Origin of the sequence: Enterobacter sichuanensis (assembly GCF_002939185.1) — a bacterium.
Taxonomy (GTDB): Bacteria; Pseudomonadota; Gammaproteobacteria; order Enterobacterales; family Enterobacteriaceae; genus Enterobacter; species Enterobacter sichuanensis.
The window spans coordinates 47,855-68,665 of sequence record NZ_POVL01000025.1; the positions used below are offsets into that span (position 1 = coordinate 47,855).

Annotated in this window: 17 protein-coding genes; 10 read left to right on the forward strand and 7 right to left on the reverse strand. The window is 56.5% G+C overall.

Features of this window, described 5'->3' with window-relative positions:
• Positions 1-10 precede the first annotated feature (10 nt).
• The gene (gene glgX, locus C5687_RS12830) at positions 11-2,083 is read left to right on the forward strand and encodes a glycogen debranching protein GlgX (RefSeq protein WP_059386692.1); all 2,073 of its coding nucleotides are present in this window, start codon (positions 11-13) and stop codon (positions 2,081-2,083) included.
• 2 nt (positions 2,084-2,085) lie between these two features.
• On the opposite strand, the gene C5687_RS12835 is transcribed toward glgX, so the two are convergent.
• Positions 2,086-2,631 (reverse strand): winged helix DNA-binding protein, encoded by a 546-nt coding sequence (locus C5687_RS12835; RefSeq protein ID WP_047958616.1) that lies wholly within the window; start codon positions 2,629-2,631, stop codon positions 2,086-2,088.
• A gap of 198 nt (positions 2,632-2,829) precedes the next feature.
• Between C5687_RS12835 and C5687_RS12840 the strand changes: the two genes are divergently transcribed.
• The 3 genes from C5687_RS12840 to C5687_RS12850 are packed head-to-tail and all read left to right on the forward strand — an operon-like array spanning position 2,830 to position 5,540.
• Complete coding sequence (locus C5687_RS12840) at positions 2,830-3,552, forward strand: DUF969 domain-containing protein (RefSeq protein ID WP_104557060.1); 723 nt, start codon at positions 2,830-2,832, stop codon at positions 3,550-3,552.
• The gene (locus C5687_RS12845; protein ID WP_047958615.1) at positions 3,549-4,535 is read left to right on the forward strand and encodes a DUF979 domain-containing protein; all 987 of its coding nucleotides are present in this window, start codon (positions 3,549-3,551) and stop codon (positions 4,533-4,535) included. The genes C5687_RS12840 and C5687_RS12845 overlap by 4 nt, the downstream gene beginning before the upstream one ends.
• Positions 4,536-4,544: 9 nt before the next feature.
• Positions 4,545-5,540 carry a DUF2891 domain-containing protein gene (locus C5687_RS12850; RefSeq protein WP_104557061.1) on the forward strand — a complete coding sequence of 332 codons (996 nt, stop codon included), beginning with the start codon at positions 4,545-4,547 and terminating at the stop codon, positions 5,538-5,540.
• Positions 5,541-5,631: 91 nt separating this feature from the next.
• Here C5687_RS12850 and C5687_RS12855 read toward each other — a convergent pair whose 3' ends face one another.
• Positions 5,632-7,035 carry an MFS transporter gene (locus C5687_RS12855; RefSeq protein WP_104557062.1) on the reverse strand — a complete coding sequence of 468 codons (1,404 nt, stop codon included), beginning with the start codon at positions 7,033-7,035 and terminating at the stop codon, positions 5,632-5,634.
• 117 nt (positions 7,036-7,152) lie between these two features.
• Between C5687_RS12855 and C5687_RS12860 the strand changes: the two genes are divergently transcribed.
• Positions 7,153-8,058, forward strand: a complete 906-nt coding sequence (locus tag C5687_RS12860) for a LysR family transcriptional regulator (protein ID WP_104557063.1) — start codon at positions 7,153-7,155, stop codon at positions 8,056-8,058.
• Between the two features lie 3 nt (positions 8,059-8,061).
• Here C5687_RS12860 and C5687_RS12865 read toward each other — a convergent pair whose 3' ends face one another.
• Both C5687_RS12865 and C5687_RS12870 read right to left on the reverse strand, forming a co-directional pair.
• On the reverse strand, positions 8,062-9,516 hold the full coding sequence (locus tag C5687_RS12865; RefSeq protein ID WP_104557064.1) for a Cu(+)/Ag(+) sensor histidine kinase: 1,455 nt from the start codon (positions 9,514-9,516) through the stop codon (positions 8,062-8,064).
• Entirely contained in the window at positions 9,506-10,189 is a 684-nt protein-coding gene (locus tag C5687_RS12870) for a copper/silver response regulator transcription factor (RefSeq protein WP_059386697.1), read from the reverse strand. The genes C5687_RS12865 and C5687_RS12870 overlap by 11 nt, the downstream gene beginning before the upstream one ends.
• Before the next feature lie 160 nt (positions 10,190-10,349).
• Here C5687_RS12870 and C5687_RS12875 point away from each other — a divergent pair, with 160 nt between their 5' ends.
• Genes C5687_RS12875 through yjjJ form a run of 5 tightly spaced genes read left to right on the forward strand, consistent with a single transcriptional unit; the run spans position 10,350 to position 17,897 of the window.
• Positions 10,350-11,735 (forward strand): efflux transporter outer membrane subunit, encoded by a 1,386-nt coding sequence (locus tag C5687_RS12875; RefSeq protein WP_104557065.1) that lies wholly within the window; start codon positions 10,350-10,352, stop codon positions 11,733-11,735.
• A 28-nt stretch (positions 11,736-11,763) separates the two neighbouring features.
• Entirely contained in the window at positions 11,764-12,102 is a 339-nt protein-coding gene (gene cusF, locus C5687_RS12880) for a cation efflux system protein CusF (RefSeq protein WP_104557066.1), read from the forward strand.
• Between the two features lie 11 nt (positions 12,103-12,113).
• Positions 12,114-13,361 carry an efflux RND transporter periplasmic adaptor subunit gene (locus C5687_RS12885; protein WP_104557067.1) on the forward strand — a complete coding sequence of 416 codons (1,248 nt, stop codon included), beginning with the start codon at positions 12,114-12,116 and terminating at the stop codon, positions 13,359-13,361.
• 10 nt (positions 13,362-13,371) lie between these two features.
• The gene (silA, locus tag C5687_RS12890) at positions 13,372-16,548 is read left to right on the forward strand and encodes a Cu(+)/Ag(+) efflux RND transporter permease subunit SilA (RefSeq protein WP_104557068.1); all 3,177 of its coding nucleotides are present in this window, start codon (positions 13,372-13,374) and stop codon (positions 16,546-16,548) included.
• 44 nt (positions 16,549-16,592) lie between these two features.
• On the forward strand, positions 16,593-17,897 hold the full coding sequence (yjjJ, locus tag C5687_RS12895; RefSeq protein WP_104557069.1) for a type II toxin-antitoxin system HipA family toxin YjjJ: 1,305 nt from the start codon (positions 16,593-16,595) through the stop codon (positions 17,895-17,897).
• Between the two features lie 28 nt (positions 17,898-17,925).
• On the opposite strand, the gene C5687_RS12900 is transcribed toward yjjJ, so the two are convergent.
• The 3 genes from C5687_RS12900 to C5687_RS12910 all read right to left on the reverse strand — a co-directional run bounded on the left by C5687_RS12900 (position 17,926) and on the right by C5687_RS12910 (position 20,758).
• Positions 17,926-18,513 carry a hypothetical protein gene (locus tag C5687_RS12900; protein ID WP_104557070.1) on the reverse strand — a complete coding sequence of 196 codons (588 nt, stop codon included), beginning with the start codon at positions 18,511-18,513 and terminating at the stop codon, positions 17,926-17,928.
• Positions 18,514-18,617: 104 nt separating this feature from the next.
• The gene (locus C5687_RS12905; protein ID WP_104557071.1) at positions 18,618-19,526 is read right to left on the reverse strand and encodes a LysR family transcriptional regulator; all 909 of its coding nucleotides are present in this window, start codon (positions 19,524-19,526) and stop codon (positions 18,618-18,620) included.
• A gap of 194 nt (positions 19,527-19,720) precedes the next feature.
• Positions 19,721-20,758 (reverse strand): aldo/keto reductase, encoded by a 1,038-nt coding sequence (locus tag C5687_RS12910; protein ID WP_104557072.1) that lies wholly within the window; start codon positions 20,756-20,758, stop codon positions 19,721-19,723.
• Between the last annotated feature and the right edge of the window lie 53 nt (positions 20,759-20,811).

The window sequence follows — 20,811 nt, forward strand, 5'->3', positions numbered from 1 at the left end:
GAGAACGAAAATGGCTAAGGATACAACGTTTGAAATTCGGGCCGGTCATGGCCAGCAGTTGGGGGCGAATTATGACGGGAAGGGGGTCAACTTCGCGCTGTTCTCCGCTCACGCCGAGCGGGTGGAACTCTGTCTGTTTGATCCGTCCGGGAAAACAGAAATCGCCCGGCTGGAACTCCCGGAGTATACCCACGAGATCTGGCACGGTTACGTACCGGATCTGAAGCCCGGCGCGCTGTACGGCTATCGCGTCTACGGCCCTTACGATCCGGAAAACGGTCATCGCTTTAACCCGCATAAGCTGCTTATTGACCCTTATGCCCGTGAACTGGTGGGCGATATCGACTGGAACGACGCCCATTTCGGCTATGAGCTGGGGCACGACGAGTTAGATTTGAGCTTTGACACGCGCGACAGCGCGCCGTTTACGCCGAAATGCCGGGTCATCGACCCCAATGCCTTTGACTGGCAGGACACTAACCGACCAAACGTCCCCTGGCCGCATACCGTCGTTTATGAGAGCCATGTAAAAGGCTTTACCCAGCTCAACCCGGCCATACCGCCCGAACAGCGCGGCACGTTTGAGGGGATGGGGCATAAAGCCTCGGTCGACTACATCAAGAGCCTGGGCATCACCGCGGTAGAGCTGCTGCCGGTTCACTGGTTCCCGGACGATCAACACCTGCTTGACCGTGGCCTGAAGAACTTCTGGGGCTACAACACGCTGGGCTTTTTTGCCCCGGCGTCACGTTATTACGGACCCGCGGGGATCCAGGGCTTTCGCGATATGGTGCGCGCGTACCATGACGCGGGCATCGAGGTGATTCTGGACGTGGTGTATAACCACACGGCGGAAGGCAACGAACTTGGCCCCACGCTCTCGTTTAAAGGGATTGATAACTACAGCTATTACCGCACGCTGCCGGACCAGCACCGGTATTACATCAACGACACCGGTACCGGGAATACGGTGAATACCTCGCACCCGCGCGTGTTGCAGATGGTGATGGATTCCCTGCGCTACTGGGCGGAATCGATGCATATCGACGGTTTTCGTTTTGACCTCGGGACAATTCTGGGTCGCGAGCCCGAAGGGTTTGATCCGCGCGGCGGGTTTTTTGACGCCATGACCCAGGATCCGGTGTTATCCCGACTGAAGCTGATTGGTGAGCCCTGGGATATCGGTCCTGGCGGGTATCAGGTCGGCGGTTTCCCGCCGGGCTGGGGGGAGTGGAACGACAAATACCGCGACACCGTGCGCGAGTACTGGAAGGGAGATAACGTCTCTACCGACTTTGCCGCGCGTCTGCTCGGCTCCGGCGACCTGTACGATCTGCGCGGGCGTCGCCCGTGGGCCAGCGTCAATTTCATCACCGCCCATGACGGCTTTACGCTGAACGATCTGGTCTCGTACAACGAGAAGCATAATGCCGACAACGGTGAGGACAATAACGACGGCCACAACGATAACCGCTCGTACAACTACGGCGAGGAAGGGCCAACCGGTAACCCGGACATCATCGCCACCCGGGAGCGGCAGAAGCGTAATTTCCTGGCCACGCTGCTGCTGTCTCACGGTACGCCGATGCTGCTGGCCGGGGACGAGTTTGGCCGGTCGCAAAAGGGCAATAATAACGGGTACTGTCAGGACAGTGAGATCTCATGGATCAACTGGAAGGGACTCTCTGAAAACGACACCGCGCTGCGCGAGTTTACCCAAAGGCTGATCGCCCTGCGCGCGCTGCAGCCGCTGCTGCGTCGCGAAAGCTGGCGCGACGGGCTGGAGATCCGCTGGTTCAATGCCGGCGGCGGTCCGCAGCAGGCAGAGCAGTGGGATGAAGGCTCGACGCTCGGGGTCTCCATCAGCAGGCCGGATCTTCAGCAGGAGGAGGGCATCTGGCACGACGTGCTGATGCTGTTCAATCCGTTTGAAGGCACCGTGCCGTTCCAGATCCCACAGTTTGGCGAAGGGGGATGGGTGCTGGAACTCTCCACGGCGGATGACGCCACGGGGACAGCGATCACCGAAACCGTCGAGTACGCACTGGCCGGACGCAGCATTACCCTGTTCAGACGCCCTTAGCCTCAGAGTGATGCCGCCGCGCGGGCGGCGGTGTCATACAGGGAGGAGATCGTGCGTAACAGCTGCGCGGTTTCCCCAATCGATTTCCCGGCAATTCCGCTCTCCGCGTGGATCGCAATTAAACACGCTTCCCGAACGTCCCGGTACTTCATGCACAACGCTTTCCCCTCCTCGGTGGTGGAGAAAAAGAGTTCTTTGCCCGCTTTTTCACTCGTCACGTAGCCCGCTTTGACCAGCTTTTTCAGAGCGTAGGTCACCACGTGGGTATCTTCCACGTTGAGAACGAAACAGATATCGGCCAGCTTTTTCTTGCGATCGCGGTGGTTCACGTGATGCAGCAGCGAGACGTCAAAGGCGCCCATGTCGGGCTCGCCCGCTGCGGTCATGCAGCGCACCATCCATTTGTTGAAGGCGTTGCTGGTCATGATCAGCGCGTATTCCAGCTCTGACAGCTCCGCGCAGCGCTCGGACACCAGATGGCGGGAGGAGACGATCCGGCCGTCGTTGATATCGTCGTGATGGGGGCTAGCACTCTTTTCTGAAGTCATAACGTTCCTTAGCCAGAAATGTAAACTCATCGATAAAATAAGAACATTTTATTGATAAATTGTTTACATGTTTTTGAGGTTCAGATATAGCTTTTTAGCGCAGGTTTGCCAAACCTGACGAAAAACACAACATCGCTCGCCGCAAATTAAAAAAATAGCCGTCGGCGCGCAACGCTCACTTTCGATAGGGTAAACGTTATGGACGGTACTACGCTGTTGCCGCTGATCGGGATACCGATCGTGGTCATTGGTTTTGCACTGCGCTTCAACCCGCTGCTGGTGGTCGTGGTCGCGGGGCTGGCGACGGGTCTGCTGGTCGGTATGGATTTCGGCATGCTGCTGGAGACCTTCGGCGAGAAGTTCGTGAACAGCCGCTCGCTGGCCACCTTCATTCTGATCCTGCCGGTAATTGGTCTGCTGGAATATTACGGGCTTAAGGAGCGCGCCCAGGCCTGGGTGGCGAAGATCGCCAGCGCCACCTCGGCGCGCATTCTGATGCTTTACTTTGTGGCGCGTGAAGGCACCGCCGCGCTGGGGCTGATGTCGCTGGGCGGTCATGCTCAGACGGTCCGTCCGCTGCTGGCGCCGATGGCCGAAGGGGCGGCGCTGAACGAATACGGCGAACTCCCGCAGCACATCCGAGACAAAATCAAAGCCCATGCCGCCGCGTGTGACAACATTGCGGTCTTCTTCGGGGAAGATATCTTTATTGCCTTTGGCGCGGTGCTGCTGATTGACGCGTTCCTGAAGGAAAACGGCATTGAGGGCATCGAACCGCTGCACATCGGCCTGTGGGCCATTCCAACCGCCATTGCGGCATTGATTATTCATATGACGCGTCTGCTGCGCCTCGATGCCAGTATCCGTCGCGACGTCATGGCCTGGCGCGCCGAACAGGGTACGCAGGAGACCGCGCAATGATGACACTTATCTCCATTAATCGCGTGTATTACCTGATTGGCTTTGTCGTGATGCTGCTGGTCGTGATGACCCTTCGCGATCGCGCCAATCCAAAGCGTTTTACCACCGCGCTGTTCTGGTTCTTGTTTGGCGGGATCTTCCTGTTTGGCGACCTGATGGTGCAGGAGCTGGGTAAATCCCTGGCGTACCGGATTATCGGCGGCGGCGTCATTGTTATCGCGCTGCTGGCGGGCTTTGGCCTGGTCGGGAAAGGGCACTATAAAATGTCCACCGAGGAGGAGCGCGTCGCCTCTTCGAACAGACTCAAGAACTGGCTGTTCCTGCCCGCCCTGATGATCCCGGTGGTGACGGTGATCGGCACCCTGTTCCTGAAAGGGGTGTCGGTTGGCGGCGTGTTCCTGCTCGATCAGAAACAGCTTACCCTGGCGGCGCTCTGTGTGGCCTGCGTTGCGGCGATCCTTACCGGCTGGTGGCTGACCAAAGGCACGCCGCTGCATGCGGTTCGCCAGTCTCGTCGCCTTGTCGATACCATTGGCTGGGCGGTGATCCTGCCGCAGATGCTGGCCATGCTTGGCGGGGTCTTTGTGGTGGCGAACACGGGTGACTCGGTGCAAAAGGTGGTGAGCCTGTTTGTGAACCCGGATAACCGCTTTATGCTGGTAGTCATTTACTGCGTGGGTATGGCGCTGTTTACCATGATTATGGGTAATGCCTTTGCGGCCTTCCCGGTATTAAGTGCCGGTATCGCCTTGCCGTTTTTGATCAACGTGCATCACGGCAACCCTGCGCCGCTGCTGGCGATTGGCATGTATGCAGGCTACTGCGGCACGTTGATGACGCCGATGGCCGCGAACTTCAATATCGTTCCCGCCGCGCTGCTGGAGCTGAAAGACAAATATCAGGTGATCAAGATCCAGATCCCGACCGCGTTAACCCTGCTGGTGGTGAACGTGTTCTTAATGTATTTCCTCGTGTTTCGCTAAGGAGCTGTCATGGAATTAACGCAACATCAGGCCGACGCGTTTGCCCGCATGCCTTTGACCTATTTGCGCCAGGAATACCCGAACCACATCATGCACCTGCTTAATGATGATGGTGACGTTCTGCCGCCGCGTGAACTGCACCCGATTTTCTACGGCTGTTTTGACTGGCATTCGGCGGTGCACGGTTACTGGCTGCTGCTGCGCTGCGTACGCCTCTATCCAGAATTACCGTGCCGGGACGCGATCGTCGCGCTTTTTGACGAGCACATGACCGAAGAGAACGTGGCGAAGGAGCTGGCCTATTTTACCGCGCCGTTCCGCGCCTCGTTTGAGCGACCGTATGGCTACGGCTGGCTGCTGGCGCTGGCCCAGGAGCTGAAACAGTCGTCGTTGCCACAGGCCGCAGGCTGGTATCAGACGCTGGCGCCGCTCACCCAGGATATTCGCAACCGGCTGGTGGATTATCTTGCTAAGCTCACCTATCCGATCCGCGTCGGGACGCACTACAACACTGCATTTGCGCTCGCGCTGGCGCTCGATTATGCCCGAGCCGTAGAAGACAGCGCGCTTGAGCAGGCTATTCTGTCCTCGGCCGAGCGGTTTTATCTTGCCGACACACGCTATCCGGCCCACTACGAACCCGGCGGTGATGAGTATATTTCCGGTGCGCTGACGGAAGCGCTGCTGATGAGCAAGGTGTCAAAGGACTTCCCGGCGTGGTTTGACGCGTTTCTGCCGGATGTTGGCTCCGTTGCGGCACTGATGAACCCGGCAGAGGTGAGCGATCGTACCGACCCGAAAATTGCCCATCTTGACGGGTTAAACCTCAGCCGCGCGTGGTGCATGAAGCACATTGCGAAAGCGCTTCCTGCCAGCCACCCGGCGCAATCGGCGCTGCGTGATGCGGTGGCGAAACACCTGACGGCGAGCGTCGGACATGTGGTGGGCAGCCACTACAGCGGGGGACACTGGCTGGCGAGCTTTGCGCTGCTGGCGCTGGAGTAAACCATTGCGCCGTCTTTCTTGCCGGGTGGCGCTGCGCTTACCCGGCCTATAAAACCCGTAGGTCCGTGCAAGCATAGCGCCGCAGGGCGAATCAGGCTGATGCCCTCACCGCCGGGCGCAGCCTGCTCAGGCTAAACAACACCGATCCCGTCGAGGCGATGACGGCTATCCACAGTGCAACCTGGATGGCATGTTGATGGTCCCATCCCGCCGTCGCGGCCAGCAGTACGCCCACCGCGGCGGCGCCGAGACACTGGCCAAACGTCCTGACGATAGACAACACCCCTGAGGCATAGCTGGCATATTCCCGCGCCACGTTAGAGAGCATCTCCCGGTTATTGGGGCTCTGGAAGCAGCCAAACCCAATCCCGCAAACCAGACTGCGCAGGCAGATATTCCATGCGGAAGGGCTGTCTGGCAACGTCGCCAGCAGGACCAATCCACCGATAAAAATCATCAGCCCGAGGGTCGAGATCAGCGGTGCGGAAATCGTATCTGCCCAGCGCCCCGCATGCGGCGCGATGAGGACAATGCCAATCGGCCACGGGGTGAACAGCAGCGCGGAAACCATCGGGCTGTAGCCATAGACGCTCTGAAACAGGAACGGCAGCGCGACAAACGTGATCCCCTGGCTCACAAACGACGCCAGCGAGGTCAGCGCGGCGAGGGTGAAACGTGCATTTTTGAACATCACGGGCGGCAGGATGGGACTGCGCGCGCGACGGACATGCCAGATAAAGGTGAGGGCACTCACCAGAGCAAGTACGCCCCAGCACACGGCGGCCCGGTTAAGGTGTTGCGTCACGTGCTGAAGGCTGTCGGCCATCATGATCGCGGAACCTAACAGCACGGCTGAAAGCACGGCGCCCGGTGCATCAAAGGGCGATCGGTCAGTCGCCGAAGCCCGCGGCAGGGCCCGCCATGCCAGCAGCAGAGCGATACTGCCCGGAATAATGTTGATGGCGAACAGCCACTGCCAGCTCAGGGCGTCCAGTATTGTTCCGCCGAGAACCGGGGCAATTGCCGTACTGGAGGCGATGAGCAGGGCGTGTAACCCCAGAATACGGCCAAGCAGTCGACCCGGGAAAACGGAACGCAGGATCGCCGGGGCGATACTGAGGGTGGCCGCGCCGCCGACGCCCTGCAGAATTCGCATCCCGGTTAACATCTCCGGCGTGGTTGCCAGCGCGCAGCCGAGGGAGGTGAGCGTAAAGGTGGTAAGCCCGGCCAGAAAGACCGGTCGATAGCCCACGCGTGCAGCCAGTGCCGCGAAGATGGCTAACGTCATCGCTGCGGAGAGCAGATAACCGTTGGCGAACCACACCGCGATATTCGCGGGAACCGCCATGGCCTCAGCCATCGAGGGGAGCGCAATGTTGATCATGGTCCCGTCAAACACGCCCATCAGCGTGGTGGTCATGACGGCGGCCAGGACCCGGGCGCGTTCATGTCCGGGTAAACCTTCATCGCCGGGATGGTTTGAAAATAGCGTCATCGTCGTCACTCCAGAGAAGAATATTGATGACGAAACTATATTCATGCGCTATACAGGGCGGAAGACGCAGCAATTGCACTTTATCATTGCATGTAACGCCATATCTGAGGATTCACCGTGTCCGATCCTGATTTTAACCTCCTGGTTGCGCTCGATATTTTGCTGGCAGAAGCCAGCGTGGCGGGTGCGGCGCGACGTTTAAACCTGAGCACCTCCGCCATGAGCCGTACCCTTAGCCGGCTGCGGGAGGTGACCGGCGATCCTATTCTGGTGCGGGCCGGGCGTCATATGGCCCTGACGCCCTGGGCAGAAGCCACCCGGGACCGCGCCAGAAGCGCCGTGTATGAGGCAAGGGCGGTGCTCCAGCCCTCCACTGAAACGCTGAAGGTGGAAAGCCTTGAGCGGTTGTTCACCATCCGCGCGAACGATGGTTTTGTGGTGGCGTTTGGACCGCTGCTGATTGCCGCGGTGGCGAGCGTTGCGCCCGGGGTCTGTATTCGTTTCTCGCCGAAACCTGAAAAAACGTCGCGCTATTTGCGGGAGGGGCTTGTCGATCTGGAGATTGGCGTTCAGGGCAATATGGGGCCTGAAATACGTCTGCAAAGACTCTTTCAGGACCGGTTCGTTGGCGCGGTGCGCAAGGGGCATCCGCTGTCATTACAGCCGGAGGTCCCCCTGAGTGACTACGTTGCCTGGGGCCATGTGCTGGCTTCGCCTGACGGCTCGTTACGCGGTTTTGTCGATGAGGCGCTGGCGGAACGGGGGATGAAACGCAAGGTCGCAAGCGTAGTGCCCGGTTTTCCGACGGCGTTATCCGTGGCGCTGGCGTCCGATCTGATTGCCATGGTACCGGCGCTGTACCTGCTCAATCAGCCGATGTCTGAGCGCGTACACGTCTTTGAGCTGCCGTTTAAGACCCGCACCATTACGGTTTCACAGATGTGGCATCCGCGTATGGAGCGGGATCCGGGGCATCGCTGGCTCAGGGAAAAGGTCCTTGAGGTGTGCCGCACGGTTTGCTGACGCTCAGAGCCCTTTTCCCGGTACGGTGAGGATGAAGCGCGTCGACACCGCGTCCGATTCGACGTGGACTTTTCCGTGATGCGCGGTGACGATGGATTTCACGATCGCAAGCCCAATCCCGCTGCCTTCCCCCTTACGCTGCCTGGACGGATCGACGCGGTAAAAGCGGTCAAAAAGCTTCGACAAATGTACCTGCGGGATCGGCGTGCCGGGGTTTTCTGTGATCAGCTCAACGTCGTTACCCCGTTTGCTGATGGAGACCGTCACCGTTTTCCCTGTTGGGGTATAGCGCAGGGCGTTGGATAACAGGTTATTGATGGCTCTTCTGAACATCTGCGGGTCGCCTTCTATCAGGCAGGGCACGCCGTGATAGGTGAGCGTGATGTGGCGTTCTTCCGCCCAGGCCTCGAAGAACTCGAAAACTTTTCGCACCTCCGCGCCGAGGTCAAACAGCACCCGGTCAGGGATCAGCTGGTTGTTGTCTGCCTGCGCGAGAAAAAGCATATCGCTGACCATCCGGGTCATCCGGTTGTACTCTTCCAGGCTGGAGTAGAGAACATCTTCCAGCTCCTTTTGCGTCCGGTGCTGACTCAGCGCAATTTCCGTTTGCGTCACCAGGTTGGTGATGGGGGTTCTGATTTCATGCGCGATATCGGCGGAAAAATTGGCCTGCCGGGTAAAGACATCTTCAATTTTCCCCATCATCTGGTTGAACGAAATCACCAGCTGTTCCAGCTCAACGGGCACGCGAGACGGCTCCAGACGCGCGTCCAGATTTTCCGAGGTGATATTTTTAATGGCGTTACTGACGTTACGCAGGGGTAAATGTCCCTGGCGAACCGCGATGCGAATGATGAGCACAATCAGCACGCTAATCACCGCGGCAATCGCGAACAGGTTCTTTTTCAGCGCCTCAAGATAGTGAAGATGAAAATTAATGGAGAGCCCGATCAGCATAACGTAGTTCTGCGTTTTGCCCTGCAGTGTCGCCGTTCCTGAAGAGGCGATAATCCGGTAGGTTTCCATCTTCATGTCGGACCCGGCATGCATGGCCATGTCCGGGCCATCAACCGTCCAGAGAAACACATCCTGTGCCTGACGGTGTTGGCTAAAGTTCGCCGTATTCATCGCCGGGCGTAATGCTGCGCCTTGTGCCGAGCTAAACAGGGTATTGCCCTGCGGATCAAGAAGCAGGACGGCAACGTTGCGGTAGCCGGCAAGCGACTCTTTGAGCTTGCTGATTTTCTTTTGATCGGGATCGGCCGGGGACTGCAGTATGCGGTGCATCGCGCTGCTGATTTGTTGCAGGTCGCTGACGTCCTGCTCGGCGAAATGCTTTTCGACGGAATGCAGCATAAACCAGGTAAAGGCGAAGAAGGCCAGTAGCGTGGAGAGGCTGATAAAAAAGGTCAGCCGCAGGGCGAGAGAAAAAGGGCGCCCGGGAAGCTTAACGGGCATCCGGCACCTCCAGCATATAGCCCACGCCGCGCACCGTCTGGATCAGTTTGGGTTCAAAATCGCTATCGATTTTTGCGCGCAGCCGCTTAACCGCGACATCTATTGCGTTTGTGTCGCTGTCAAAGTTCATGTCCCACACCTGGGAGGCAATCAGGGAGCGGGGAAGCACCTCGCCCTGATGACGCAGGAAAAACTCCAGCAGGCTGAACTCTTTGCTGGTGAGCTGAATGCGACTCCCGGCCCGGCTCACTTTTCTCGACACGAGGTCAACCGTCAGGTCTGCCGCCTGAAGCTGGCTTTCTGCAATCACCGTATTCCCGCGCCTTAGCAGCGTTCTGACCCGGGCGAGCAGCTCCGCAAAGGCGAAAGGCTTAATCAGGTAATCATCAGCGCCCAGCTCAAGTCCTTTTACCCGGTGTTCTATCGTCCCGAGGGCGGTCAGCAGCAGTATGGGCATCCCTTTGCCGGCAGCACGGAGCATGCGGACGATATCCCAGCCGTTTACATCGGGCAGCATGATATCCAGAATCAGCAGGTCATATTCCGCCGTCATGGCGAGGTGGTACCCGGTCAGGCCATTATCCGTGTGGTCCACGATAAACCCCGCTTCCGTCAGCCCTTTGCTGAGGTATTCCCCGGTTTTCATTTCGTCTTCAACGATCAGTATTTTCATCTTGCTCCCCAGACTGGCTGCTGAAGACATTCTAGTGAGCCTGGGATCGTTCACAATGACTTATGCCAAAAATGACAGCATTGTCATTATCCTGTCACCGGTCAAACAGGATGCGTTCAGTAGAGTAACCCTAAAAATACTCTGGACTTCATGAACCATTATGTTCCTGTTAAAACGACTCAGCATCAGTGTGGTATTTATCCTGGCAGGCTGCGTTTCGCTGGCCCCTGAATACCAGCGCCCGGCGTCACCGATACCCCAGCAGTTTTCGATCTCGCGTAACAGCCTGACGACCGTGGCGGCCGGGTATCAGGACACCGGCTGGCGCCACTTCTTCGTCGACCCGCAGATATCAGGATTGATTGAAGAAGCCCTGAAAAATAACCGCGATGTAAAAATGGCCGCCCTGAAGGTTGAAGAGGCCCGGGCGCAGTTCAGCGTGACCGATGCGGATCGTTATCCTCAGCTAAACGCCTCCTCGGGAATCACCTACAGCGGTGGGCTGAAAAGTGACAAACCCGCCACGCAGCAGTACGACGCCGGTCTGGCGCTTAGCTACGAACTCGACTTTTTCGGAAAGCTGAAGAACCTGAGTGATGCCGACCGACAAAACTTCTTCGCCAGCGAAGAAGCCCGCCGCGCGGTGCATATTCTGCTTGTCTCGAACGTGTCGCAGAGCTATTTCAACCAGCAGCTGGCGTATAAACAGCTGCGTGTTGCGCGGGAAACGCTGAACAATTACCGGCAATCGTATGCTTTCGTTGAGCAACAGCTGGTTACGGGCAGCACCAACGTGCTGGCGCTGGAGCAGGCCCGGGGACAGATTGAAAGTACTCAGGCAGATATTGCCAAAAGAGAGGGGGAGCTGGCGCAGGCCAACAATGCCCTGCAGCTGCTTCTCGGCACGTATCGCACGCCTCCGGGCGACGGCGGGATGAACGCCCGCGACATTGCGCCGGTAAAGCTGCCACCCCATCTTTCTTCGGCAATCCTGCTACAGCGTCCGGATATTATGGAGGCGGAGTATCAGCTTAAAGCGGCCGATGCGAATATCGGCGCGGCGCGCGCCGCCTTTTTCCCGTCCATATCCCTGACCAGCGGGCTTTCAACAGGCAGCACGGAATTATCCAGTCTCTTTTCCGCCGGGAGTGGCATGTGGAACGTTATTCCCAAAATAGACATTCCCATTTTTAATGCCGGCAGAAATAAAGCCAACCTGAAGCTCGCCGAAATTCGCCAGCAGCAGTCGGTTGTGAATTACGAGCAAAAAATTCAGGCCGCCTTTAAACAGGTCGCCGACGCGCTTGCGCTGCGGGACAGCCTCAGCCAGCAGCTTGCAGCGCAGCAGCGGTATCTTGATTCGCTAAACATTACCCTGCAGCGTGCCAGAGGGTTATATACCAGCGGTGCGGTGAGCTATATCGAAGTATTAGACGCGGAACGCTCGCTGTTTTCCACGCAGCAAACCATTCTCGACCTTATTTATGCCCGACAGGTTAATGAAATTAATCTCTTCACCGCGCTGGGCGGCGGTTGGGTCGAATAAACTCATTTAATTAAAAAGGAAATTAAACATGCGCAATTCACTTAACGCCGTTGTATTTGGGGCAATTATTCTGTTTTCTGTCGGCCTTCAGGCTGAGGTTCATCAGCACGCGGAGATGAGCGCTGCCAGCGAAGGGGCCTCAGAGCAGGTCATCACCGGGACCGGCATCGTGAAGGACATTGATCTGACGAACAAAAAAGTGACGATTTCTCATGAAGCCATCCCGGAAATTGGCTGGCCCGCGATGACCATGCGTTTTACTTTTATGCAGGCCGACGCGAGTATTACTGCCTTAAAAGTCGGCAGTCACGTGAATTTCTCGTTTGTTCAGCAGGGCAATCTCTCTGTACTCAAGAGCATTAAATAGCGAGAAACGGCATGGCTTCTTTAAAAATAAAATATGCCGCCACGATTATCACCAGCCTTATTGCGGGAGGGCTGATAGCCGTGACGGCATGGCAGACAATGCACTCATCGGCAACGCCAGAAAATAGCACATCTGAAAGAAAGGTGCTTTTCTGGTATGACCCGATGAAGCCCGACGTTAAATTCGATAAGCCCGGTAAATCGCCGTTTATGGATATGGATCTGGTGCCGAAGTATGCCGATGAGAATGATAAAAGCAGTGCCGGGATCCGTATTGATCCGACCCAGGTCCAGAACCTGGGATTAAAAACGCAAAAGGTAACGCGCGGAACGCTGAATTATGCCCAGACGATCCCGGCGAACGTCAGCTATAACGACTATCAGTTTGTCATTGTTCAGGCGCGCGCGGAAGGGTTCGTTGAGAAAGTGTATCCGCTTACCCTCGGCGATAAGGTGAAAAAGGGCACGCCGCTGATCGATCTTACTATCCCGGACTGGGTCGAGGCCCAGAGCGAGTTTCTGCTCCTCTCCGGCACCGGCGGTACGCCCACGCAGATAAAAGGGGTACTGGAACGGCTCAGGCTGGCCGGTATGCCGGATGAGGATATTCAGCGACTGCGTGCGACCCACACTATCCAGACCCGGTTTACCATCAAGGCGCCGATCGACGGGGTTATTACCGCCTTTGACCTGCGCACCGGCATGAATATTTCGAAAGATAAGGTGGTGGCGCAGATTCAGGGGATGGATCCGGTCTGGATCAGCGCGGCCGTCCCTGAGTCGATTGCTTATCTGCTGAAAGACACCTCGCAGTTTGCCGTTTCGGTACCGGCCTGGCCGGATACCGCCTTCCCGGTTGAAAAATGGAATCTTCTGCCGAGCGTGGACCAAACCACCCGTACGCTGCAGGTGCGCCTGCAGGTCTCAAACAAAGAGGAACTGCTGAAGCCGGGCATGAATGCGTACCTGACGCTGAAGACCCAAAGTCAGGAGATGCTGCTGATCCCGTCTCAGGCCGTTATTGATACCGGCAAGGAACAGCGCGTCATTACCGTTGATGCAGAGGGGCGCTTTGTGCCGAAACCGATCCACGTTCTGCATGAATCTCAGCAACAGTCCGCTATCGGTTCTGGCCTTAAAGAAGGGGAGTCAGTGGTGGTCAGTGGTCTGTTCCTGATTGACTCGGAGGCCAATATTACCGGCGCGCTGGAGCGTATGCGTCACGCTGAATCCGCTGCCGACACGCATTCAGGCCATTAAGGAGACGATGATGATTGAATGGATTATCCGGCGGTCTGTCGCCAACCGTTTCCTGGTCATGATGGGCGCGCTGTTTCTCAGCGTCTGGGGAACATGGACTATCATCAACACGCCTGTCGATGCCTTGCCCGATCTGTCTGATGTGCAGGTGATTATCAAAACGAGCTACCCCGGCCAGGCCCCGCAGATTGTGGAAAACCAGGTGACTTATCCGCTCACCACCACCATGCTGTCGGTTCCCGGCGCAAAGACCGTACGCGGCTTTTCTCAGTTTGGTGATTCGTATGTGTATGTCATTTTTGAAGACGGGACCGATCTGTACTGGGCCCGTTCTCGCGTACTGGAGTACCTGAACCAGGTTCAGGGCAAACTGCCCGCTGGCGTGAGCTCTGAAATCGGCCCGGATGCCACGGGCGTGGGCTGGATCTTTGAATATGCGCTGGTGGATCACAGCGGAAAGCACGATCTCGCCGAGTTGCGCTCACTGCAGGACTGGTTCCTGAAGTTTGAACTGAAAACTATCCCGAACGTTGCTGAGGTGGCATCGGTGGGCGGCGTGGTGAAGCAGTATCAGATCCAGGTCAACCCGCTTAAACTTGCCCAGTACGGCATCAGCCTGCCGGAAGTTAAGCAGGCCCTTGAGTCGTCTAACCAGGAGGCTGGTGGGTCGTCAGTTGAAATGGCGGAAGCGGAGTATATGGTCCGCGCCAGCGGCTATCTGCAGACGATGGAGGATTTCAATACCATCGTCCTGAAAAGCGGCGAAAACGGCGTACCGATTTATCTGCGCGACGTTGCCCGCGTACAAACGGGGCCGGAAATGCGCCGCGGCATTGCCGAATTTAACGGGCAGGGAGAAGTGGCGGGTGGGGTGGTGATCCTGCGTTCTGGCAAAAACGCGCGTGAGGTCATTTCGGCGGTAAAAGACAAACTGGAGACGCTGAAGGCCAGCCTGCCGGAAGGCGTTGAGATTGTGACGACTTACGATCGCAGCCAGCTCATCGACCGGGCCATTGATAACCTGAGCGGCAAGCTTCTCGAAGAGTTTATTGTGGTGGCCATCGTCTGCGCGCTGTTCCTCTGGCACGTCCGTTCCGCGCTGGTGGCGATTATTTCTCTGCCGCTTGGACTGTGTATCGCCTTTATCGTCATGCGCTTCCAGGGGCTGAATGCCAATATCATGTCCCTGGGCGGCATTGCCATTGCCGTGGGGGCGATGGTGGACGCCGCCATCGTGATGATTGAAAACGCGCATAAACGGCTGGAAGAGTGGGGTCATCAGCATCCCGGTGTAGACATTGACAACGCCACACGCTGGAAAGTGATCACCAACGCCTCCGTGGAAGTGGGACCCGCGCTGTTTATCAGCCTGCTGATTATCACCCTGTCCTTCATTCCCATTTTTACCCTTGAGGGGCAGGAAGGGCGATTGTTTGGTCCACTGGCCTTCACAAAAACCTACGCCATGGCGGGGGCGGCCGCGCTGGCTATTATCGTCATTCCGATTCTGATGGGGTTCTGGATCCGGGGGAAAATCCCCGCAGAGAACAGTAACCCGCTGAACCGGCTGCTGATTAACGCCTATCATCCGCTGCTGCTTAAGGTACTCCAGTGGCCAAAAACAACCCTGCTGGTTGCGGCCTTGTCCATCTTCACGGTTATCTGGCCGTTGAGCCAGGTGGGCGGTGAGTTCCTGCCGAAGATTAATGAGGGCGATCTGCTGTATATGCCGTCGACGTTGCCCGGCGTCTCCCCGGCAGAAGCGGCGGCGCTCCTGCAGACCACGGACAAACTGATCAAAACCGTGCCTGAGGTGGCTTCTGTTTTTGGCAAGACCGGAAAAGCAGAAACGGCAACGGACTCGGCGCCGCTCGAAATGGTGGAAACCACTATCCAGCTGAAACCTGAAGATCAGTGGCGGCCCGGCATGACGATTGACAAAATTGTTGAGGAGCTCGACCGGACCGTTCGTTTGCCCGGTCTGGCTAACCTCTGGGTTCCGCCTATTCGCAACCGCATTGATATGCTCTCGACCGGGATCAAAAGTCCGATTGGTATCAAGGTGTCAGGAACCGTGCTGTCGGATATTGACGCCACGGCGCAGAGCATTGAAGCCGTCGCCAGAACGGTGCCGGGGGTGGTGTCTGCCCTGGCAGAGCGTCTGGAAGGCGGGCGCTACATTGATATCGATATTAACCGGGAAAAAGCCTCCCGCTACGGGATGACGGTGGGCGATGTGCAGCTATTTGTTTCATCCGCTATTGGCGGTGCGACGGTGGGTGAAACGGTGGAAGGCGTTGCCCGGTATCCAATTAATATTCGCTATCCTCAGGACTACCGGAACAGCCCGGGCGCGTTGAGGCAGATGCCGATCCTGACGCCAATGAAACAGCAGATTACGCTGGGTGATGTTGCAGAGATTAACGTCGTTTCAGGCCCAACGATGCTGAAAACGGAAAATGCCCGCCCTGCGAGCTGGATCTATATCGATGCCCGCGGCAGGGATATGGTGTCCGTGGTGAACGACATTAAGACGGCCATCGCGCAGAACGTAAAACTGAGGCCGGGAACCAGCGTGTCCTTCTCCGGGCAGTTTGAACTGCTTGAGCATGCCAATAAGAAGCTGAAGCTAATGGTGCCGATGACGGTGATGATCATCTTCATTCTGCTCTATCTGGCGTTCCGTCGCGTGGATGAGGCGTTGCTGATCCTGATGAGCCTGCCGTTCGCGCTGGTCGGCGGGATATGGTTCCTGTACTGGCAGGGCTTCCATATGTCTGTAGCAACCGGCACCGGGTTTATCGCCCTGGCCGGGGTGGCGGCAGAGTTTGGGGTGGTCATGCTGATGTATTTGCGTCATGCCATTGAAGCGCATCCGGCGTTGGCACAGCGTGAGACGTTTACAGAGCAGGGGCTTGATGACGCCCTTTACCATGGCGCCGTGCTGCGCGTGCGGCCAAAGGCGATGACCGTCGCGGTGATCATTGCGGGCCTGCTGCCCATTCTCTGGGGGAGCGGCGCAGGGTCAGAGGTCATGAGCCGTATAGCGGCGCCGATGATTGGCGGGATGATTACGGCGCCGCTGTTATCGCTGTTTATTATTCCAGCGGCGTACAAGCTAATCTGGCTGCGCAGGCAGAAAACACCCACGGCGGTTCGTGAAGATGACAGAGGGGTCAATACCTGATAAATTAGCTATTCAATAAGCTATTCATAAAGCGATTCAAAGCCATGATAAATCGATCCGAAACGCTACGACAACTGCTGAGGCAAGGCCCCATATCGGTAAGGCAACTTACTGATATTATGGGGATTAGTCAGCCAACCGTTTCGCGATCGATTAAAGCGCTTGGCGATGAGGTTGTTCGTATTGGCTCAGGTCCATCTATTCACTATGTGCTACGTGATGCGCATCGCGGGTTCAGTTCGGCTCCCGTTTATCGCATAACGGAAGAGGGTACGGTAAAACCGCTGGGTAAACTCGTTCCGGTTTATCCTGACGGCTTTGTGATGGAGCAAACGGACAATATATGCCTCCATAGCGATGGATTGCCGTGGTGGTTGTTTGACATGCGGCCTCAGGGATACCTTGGCCGGGCGTATGCATCCCGATTTTCATCCGAACTGGGCCTGCCGCCGAATCCAGAGAACTGGAGTGACACTGACGTTATCCGGGCTTTGCTGGCTCACGGGCACGATGCGGTGGGGAACCTGTTAATTGGAGAACAGGCGCGGAATCATTTTGTCGAGATGCCATTGCCTGTTGCCGTGGACCGGGCAACCGCTTATCCGTCACTGGCGCTGGCCGTGAGCGCCGGCGATGTACCGGGCTCCTCTGCAGGCGGCGAGCAGCCAAAATTCTGCACTTACACAGAGCGTGGCCATGTCATTGTGAAATTCACGGCACCGGACGATAACCCTGTAAGCGAACGCTGGCGAGACCTGCTGCTGGCGGAACATCTGGCGTTAAGGGTGCTTGGCGTCGAAACAGCAGTGTTTGATTTTGGCGGACAGCGCTTCCTTGAGATCCCGCGGTTCGATCGTACGGGACCACTTGGTCGTAAAGGGCTCTTTTCTTTACGTGCGCTTGAGGCGGAGTTTGTCGGCCGGGCAAGAGAAACCTGGCCGGTACTGGTGAACGAGCTGGCAAAGCAGGGCTGTGTTCACCCGGACGCGGTCGCGAGTACGGCAAGGCTTTGGGCGTTTGGCATGCTGATCGGCAATACCGACATGCACCACGGTAATTTGTCGTTTATCAGTTCCCATGGACGGCCTTACGATCTTGCGCCAGCCTATGACATGCTGCCCATGGGCTTCGCACCGAAATCAGGCGGCGCACTGGTGAATACGCTGCGTCCGGTTACGCTTATCGACGCGGTCGCAGGAGAAATCTGGCATGAAGCACTGGAGCTGGCTGAGCGTTTTTATGCTCTGGCCAGTGATTGCCGCCGTTTTTCTGCCAGTTTCTCGCCATGTCTTGCGGCGTTGCGCAGCCATCTGGACGAGGCGAGGTCAAGGATATCGCGTCTGGGATAATGGGGCGGGATGATTACGAGGGGCAGGCTTAGTGTTGCATATGTGCATCGCGAGTCTGCCTGATCAACTGGCGCCAGGCGCGATTATGCAGAGTAAATAGCAGCATCTTATAAAAGGCTGTGGAGAGGATAGCGCTACCACTAAGCAATAACATGACGATACTCACCAGTGCCGCAGTCAGACTGACGCCCGGAAAAGGGCTACCGATCAGAGCGGCCAGCAGATAGGCTGCCGTTAATACCAGGCTTATCACCGCCAGAGCAAGGTGTATCCGTACGGCGCGCATGCTGCCTTTGCCAATCATGAACATCGTCACGCCGTTGATGCCAGCGAAAAGCAGGGCGACCAGCACAACCCACACGAATACGCGTTCAGCTGGCTGCCCGAGTGCGGCGAGTACCCCATAGCCCAACCACAGCTGCGGAATGGCGAAACTGACAATCACCCCGAGCGTACTGATCGCTGCCGGAATACCCATGGTATATAGTCCCACAGGCTTACCCATCTGTTCGGACAATTGTGTCTTTAACTGCTGCAGCTGTGTCGGGGAGGTATTGCTCATACTGTTGGCCAGCGCGTTACAGTGTTTCAGGCGAAGGGATAAAATTTTAATCATTTGATTATACGGCTTTTAAAAGAGTGAAGGCCCTGATTGATTTTATGATATCCGCTACGGGGCGATAAAGACGACATCGCATCGTCCCGCATGGAAGCGCTATTTCACAACCCCAGCGGCCTGGCCTCCTGTATGAACTCAATCAGAAGGCGAAGCCCGGTCGGCAGTTGCCGGCGGCTTGAATAATAGATATAAAAACCTTCCTCCAGCGGGGACCATTCCGTAAGCACCAGGCGGAGCCGTCCATCCTGCACATAGGGCGCAACAAGAGGCTCCGGAAAATACATCAGGCCGGCCCCGCCTAAGACGGCCACAAGGCCCGTTTCAGCCTGATTGACCGTCACAGAGCCAGGCACACTGATTTGGTACGTTTCGCCGTCTCGCTCAAGTTCCCAGCGATAAATCCGATCGTTGCCGAGACGATTGCTTATACAGCGATGGTGTAATAAATCATCAGGATGTTCAGGCGTTCCGTAGCGTTCAAGGTAGTCGGGGGATGCTGCGATAACCCAGCGAATATCGGCAGATAAACGCCGGGCAACCATGTCTTCCGGGACGGTGCCACCATAGCGGATACCGGCATCGAAGCCCGCATCAGTGACGTCAACCATACGGTTGCTGGCCACAATATCGATTTCAATATCGGGATAGCGATCCATAAATGCGGGCATAACCGGCGCAAGCAAAAGATTGGCCGCTTCAACGGCAGCATTGATGCGGATACGTCCGCCAGGGGTATTACGATACTTGTTAAGCGATTCAAGTGCGCCTTCTATCGTGTCGAAAGGCTGAAGGACAGACTGAACCAGTTCTTCACCTGCTGCCGTAGGGGTGACGCTCTTGGTCGTGCGATTAAGCAGGCGAACCCCGAGCCGGGTTTCCAGTCCCTTCAGGGCATGACTAAGCGCTGATGCACTGACACCTAATTCAATCGCCGCACGGCTGAAACTGCGATGACGTGCAATAGCCATGAAATAAATGAGATCGGCAACATCAGCTCTGCTTATTTGCATACAGAATCCTTTTCCTTGTGCCTTAACGCCCGACTGCGTTGATATGGAAATGATATACACCATAGACCGATTAGCGCTAATCCGTTGCTGAATTTTTTTCACAAGTCCATCCACTCATCGCCTCTCACTGAAAACGGTGTGCTTCGTTATTCTTGAAATTATGAGACCCGGCAACGCCGGGCCAGGGAAGGGTGTTAACGGTTCTGTATTGCTGAAGGCGGCGTGAGTGAAGGGGGCGTATCAGGAAGCGGGGGAATGATCCCGTCGACGGGGTGCGGCAGATAGAGTGCCTCGAGTTCCGTGATTTCAGCATCGCTAAGTGAAAAGTCCAGTGCGCTGATAGCCGTGGAAAGATGTTCTGGTTTCGTCGCGCCAATGATCGGGGCAGTGATGACCGTTTTTGATAACAACCATGCAATTGCGACATGAGCTCTTGGCACATCGTGCTTTTCGGCAATTCTGGCAACAACATCAATAACGGGCTTATCCAGAAGGGCTGCGTTCTCGTACATTTTTAATGCAAAGGCATCGTTTTGCGTTCGTCGGGACGTGACACTCCAGTCGCGCGTAAGCCTGCCGCGCGCCATCGGACTCCAGGGGATCACACCAACGCCCTGGTCTTCACACAGGGGCAGCATCTCGCGCTCTTCTTCCCGGTAAAGCAGGTTGTATTGCGGTTGCATCGTGATAAATCGGGTCCAGCCGTTACGCTCAGCAGTATGCTGCATTTTTGCAAAGCGCCAGGCTTCCATAGATGATGCGCCGATGTAACGTACTTTTCCTGATTTAACGAGGTCATGCAGAGCCTCCATGGTCTCTTCTACAGGCGTGGAGTGGTCAAAGCGGTGAATCTGAAAGAGATCCACATAATCCATACCTAAGCGAATCAGGCTATCGTCAATAGACTGAAAAATGGCCTTGCGGGAAAGAAACCCGGTATTGGGTGAGTTGCGCCACGGAAAGAAGGTCTTTGTCGCCACAACGATCTCGTCGCGTCTGGCCATTTCTTTCAGCGCTTTTCCTGTGATCTCTTCAGAACTTCCGCCCGAGTAGATATTCGCGGTATCAAAAAAATTAATGCCCGCTTCAAGCGCCTGACGAATGAGCGGCCGTGACGCCTTTTCATCCAGGGACCAGGGTTGAGGCAGGCGTTCAGGTTCACCATAGCTCATACAACCGAGGCAAAGACGGGAGACTTGCAAACCGCTACGACCCAGATTCACATACTTCATTCTGTGTTCCTTCTTTTTTATTGCCAGCAATTCTGTATACGACAGGGTATTGG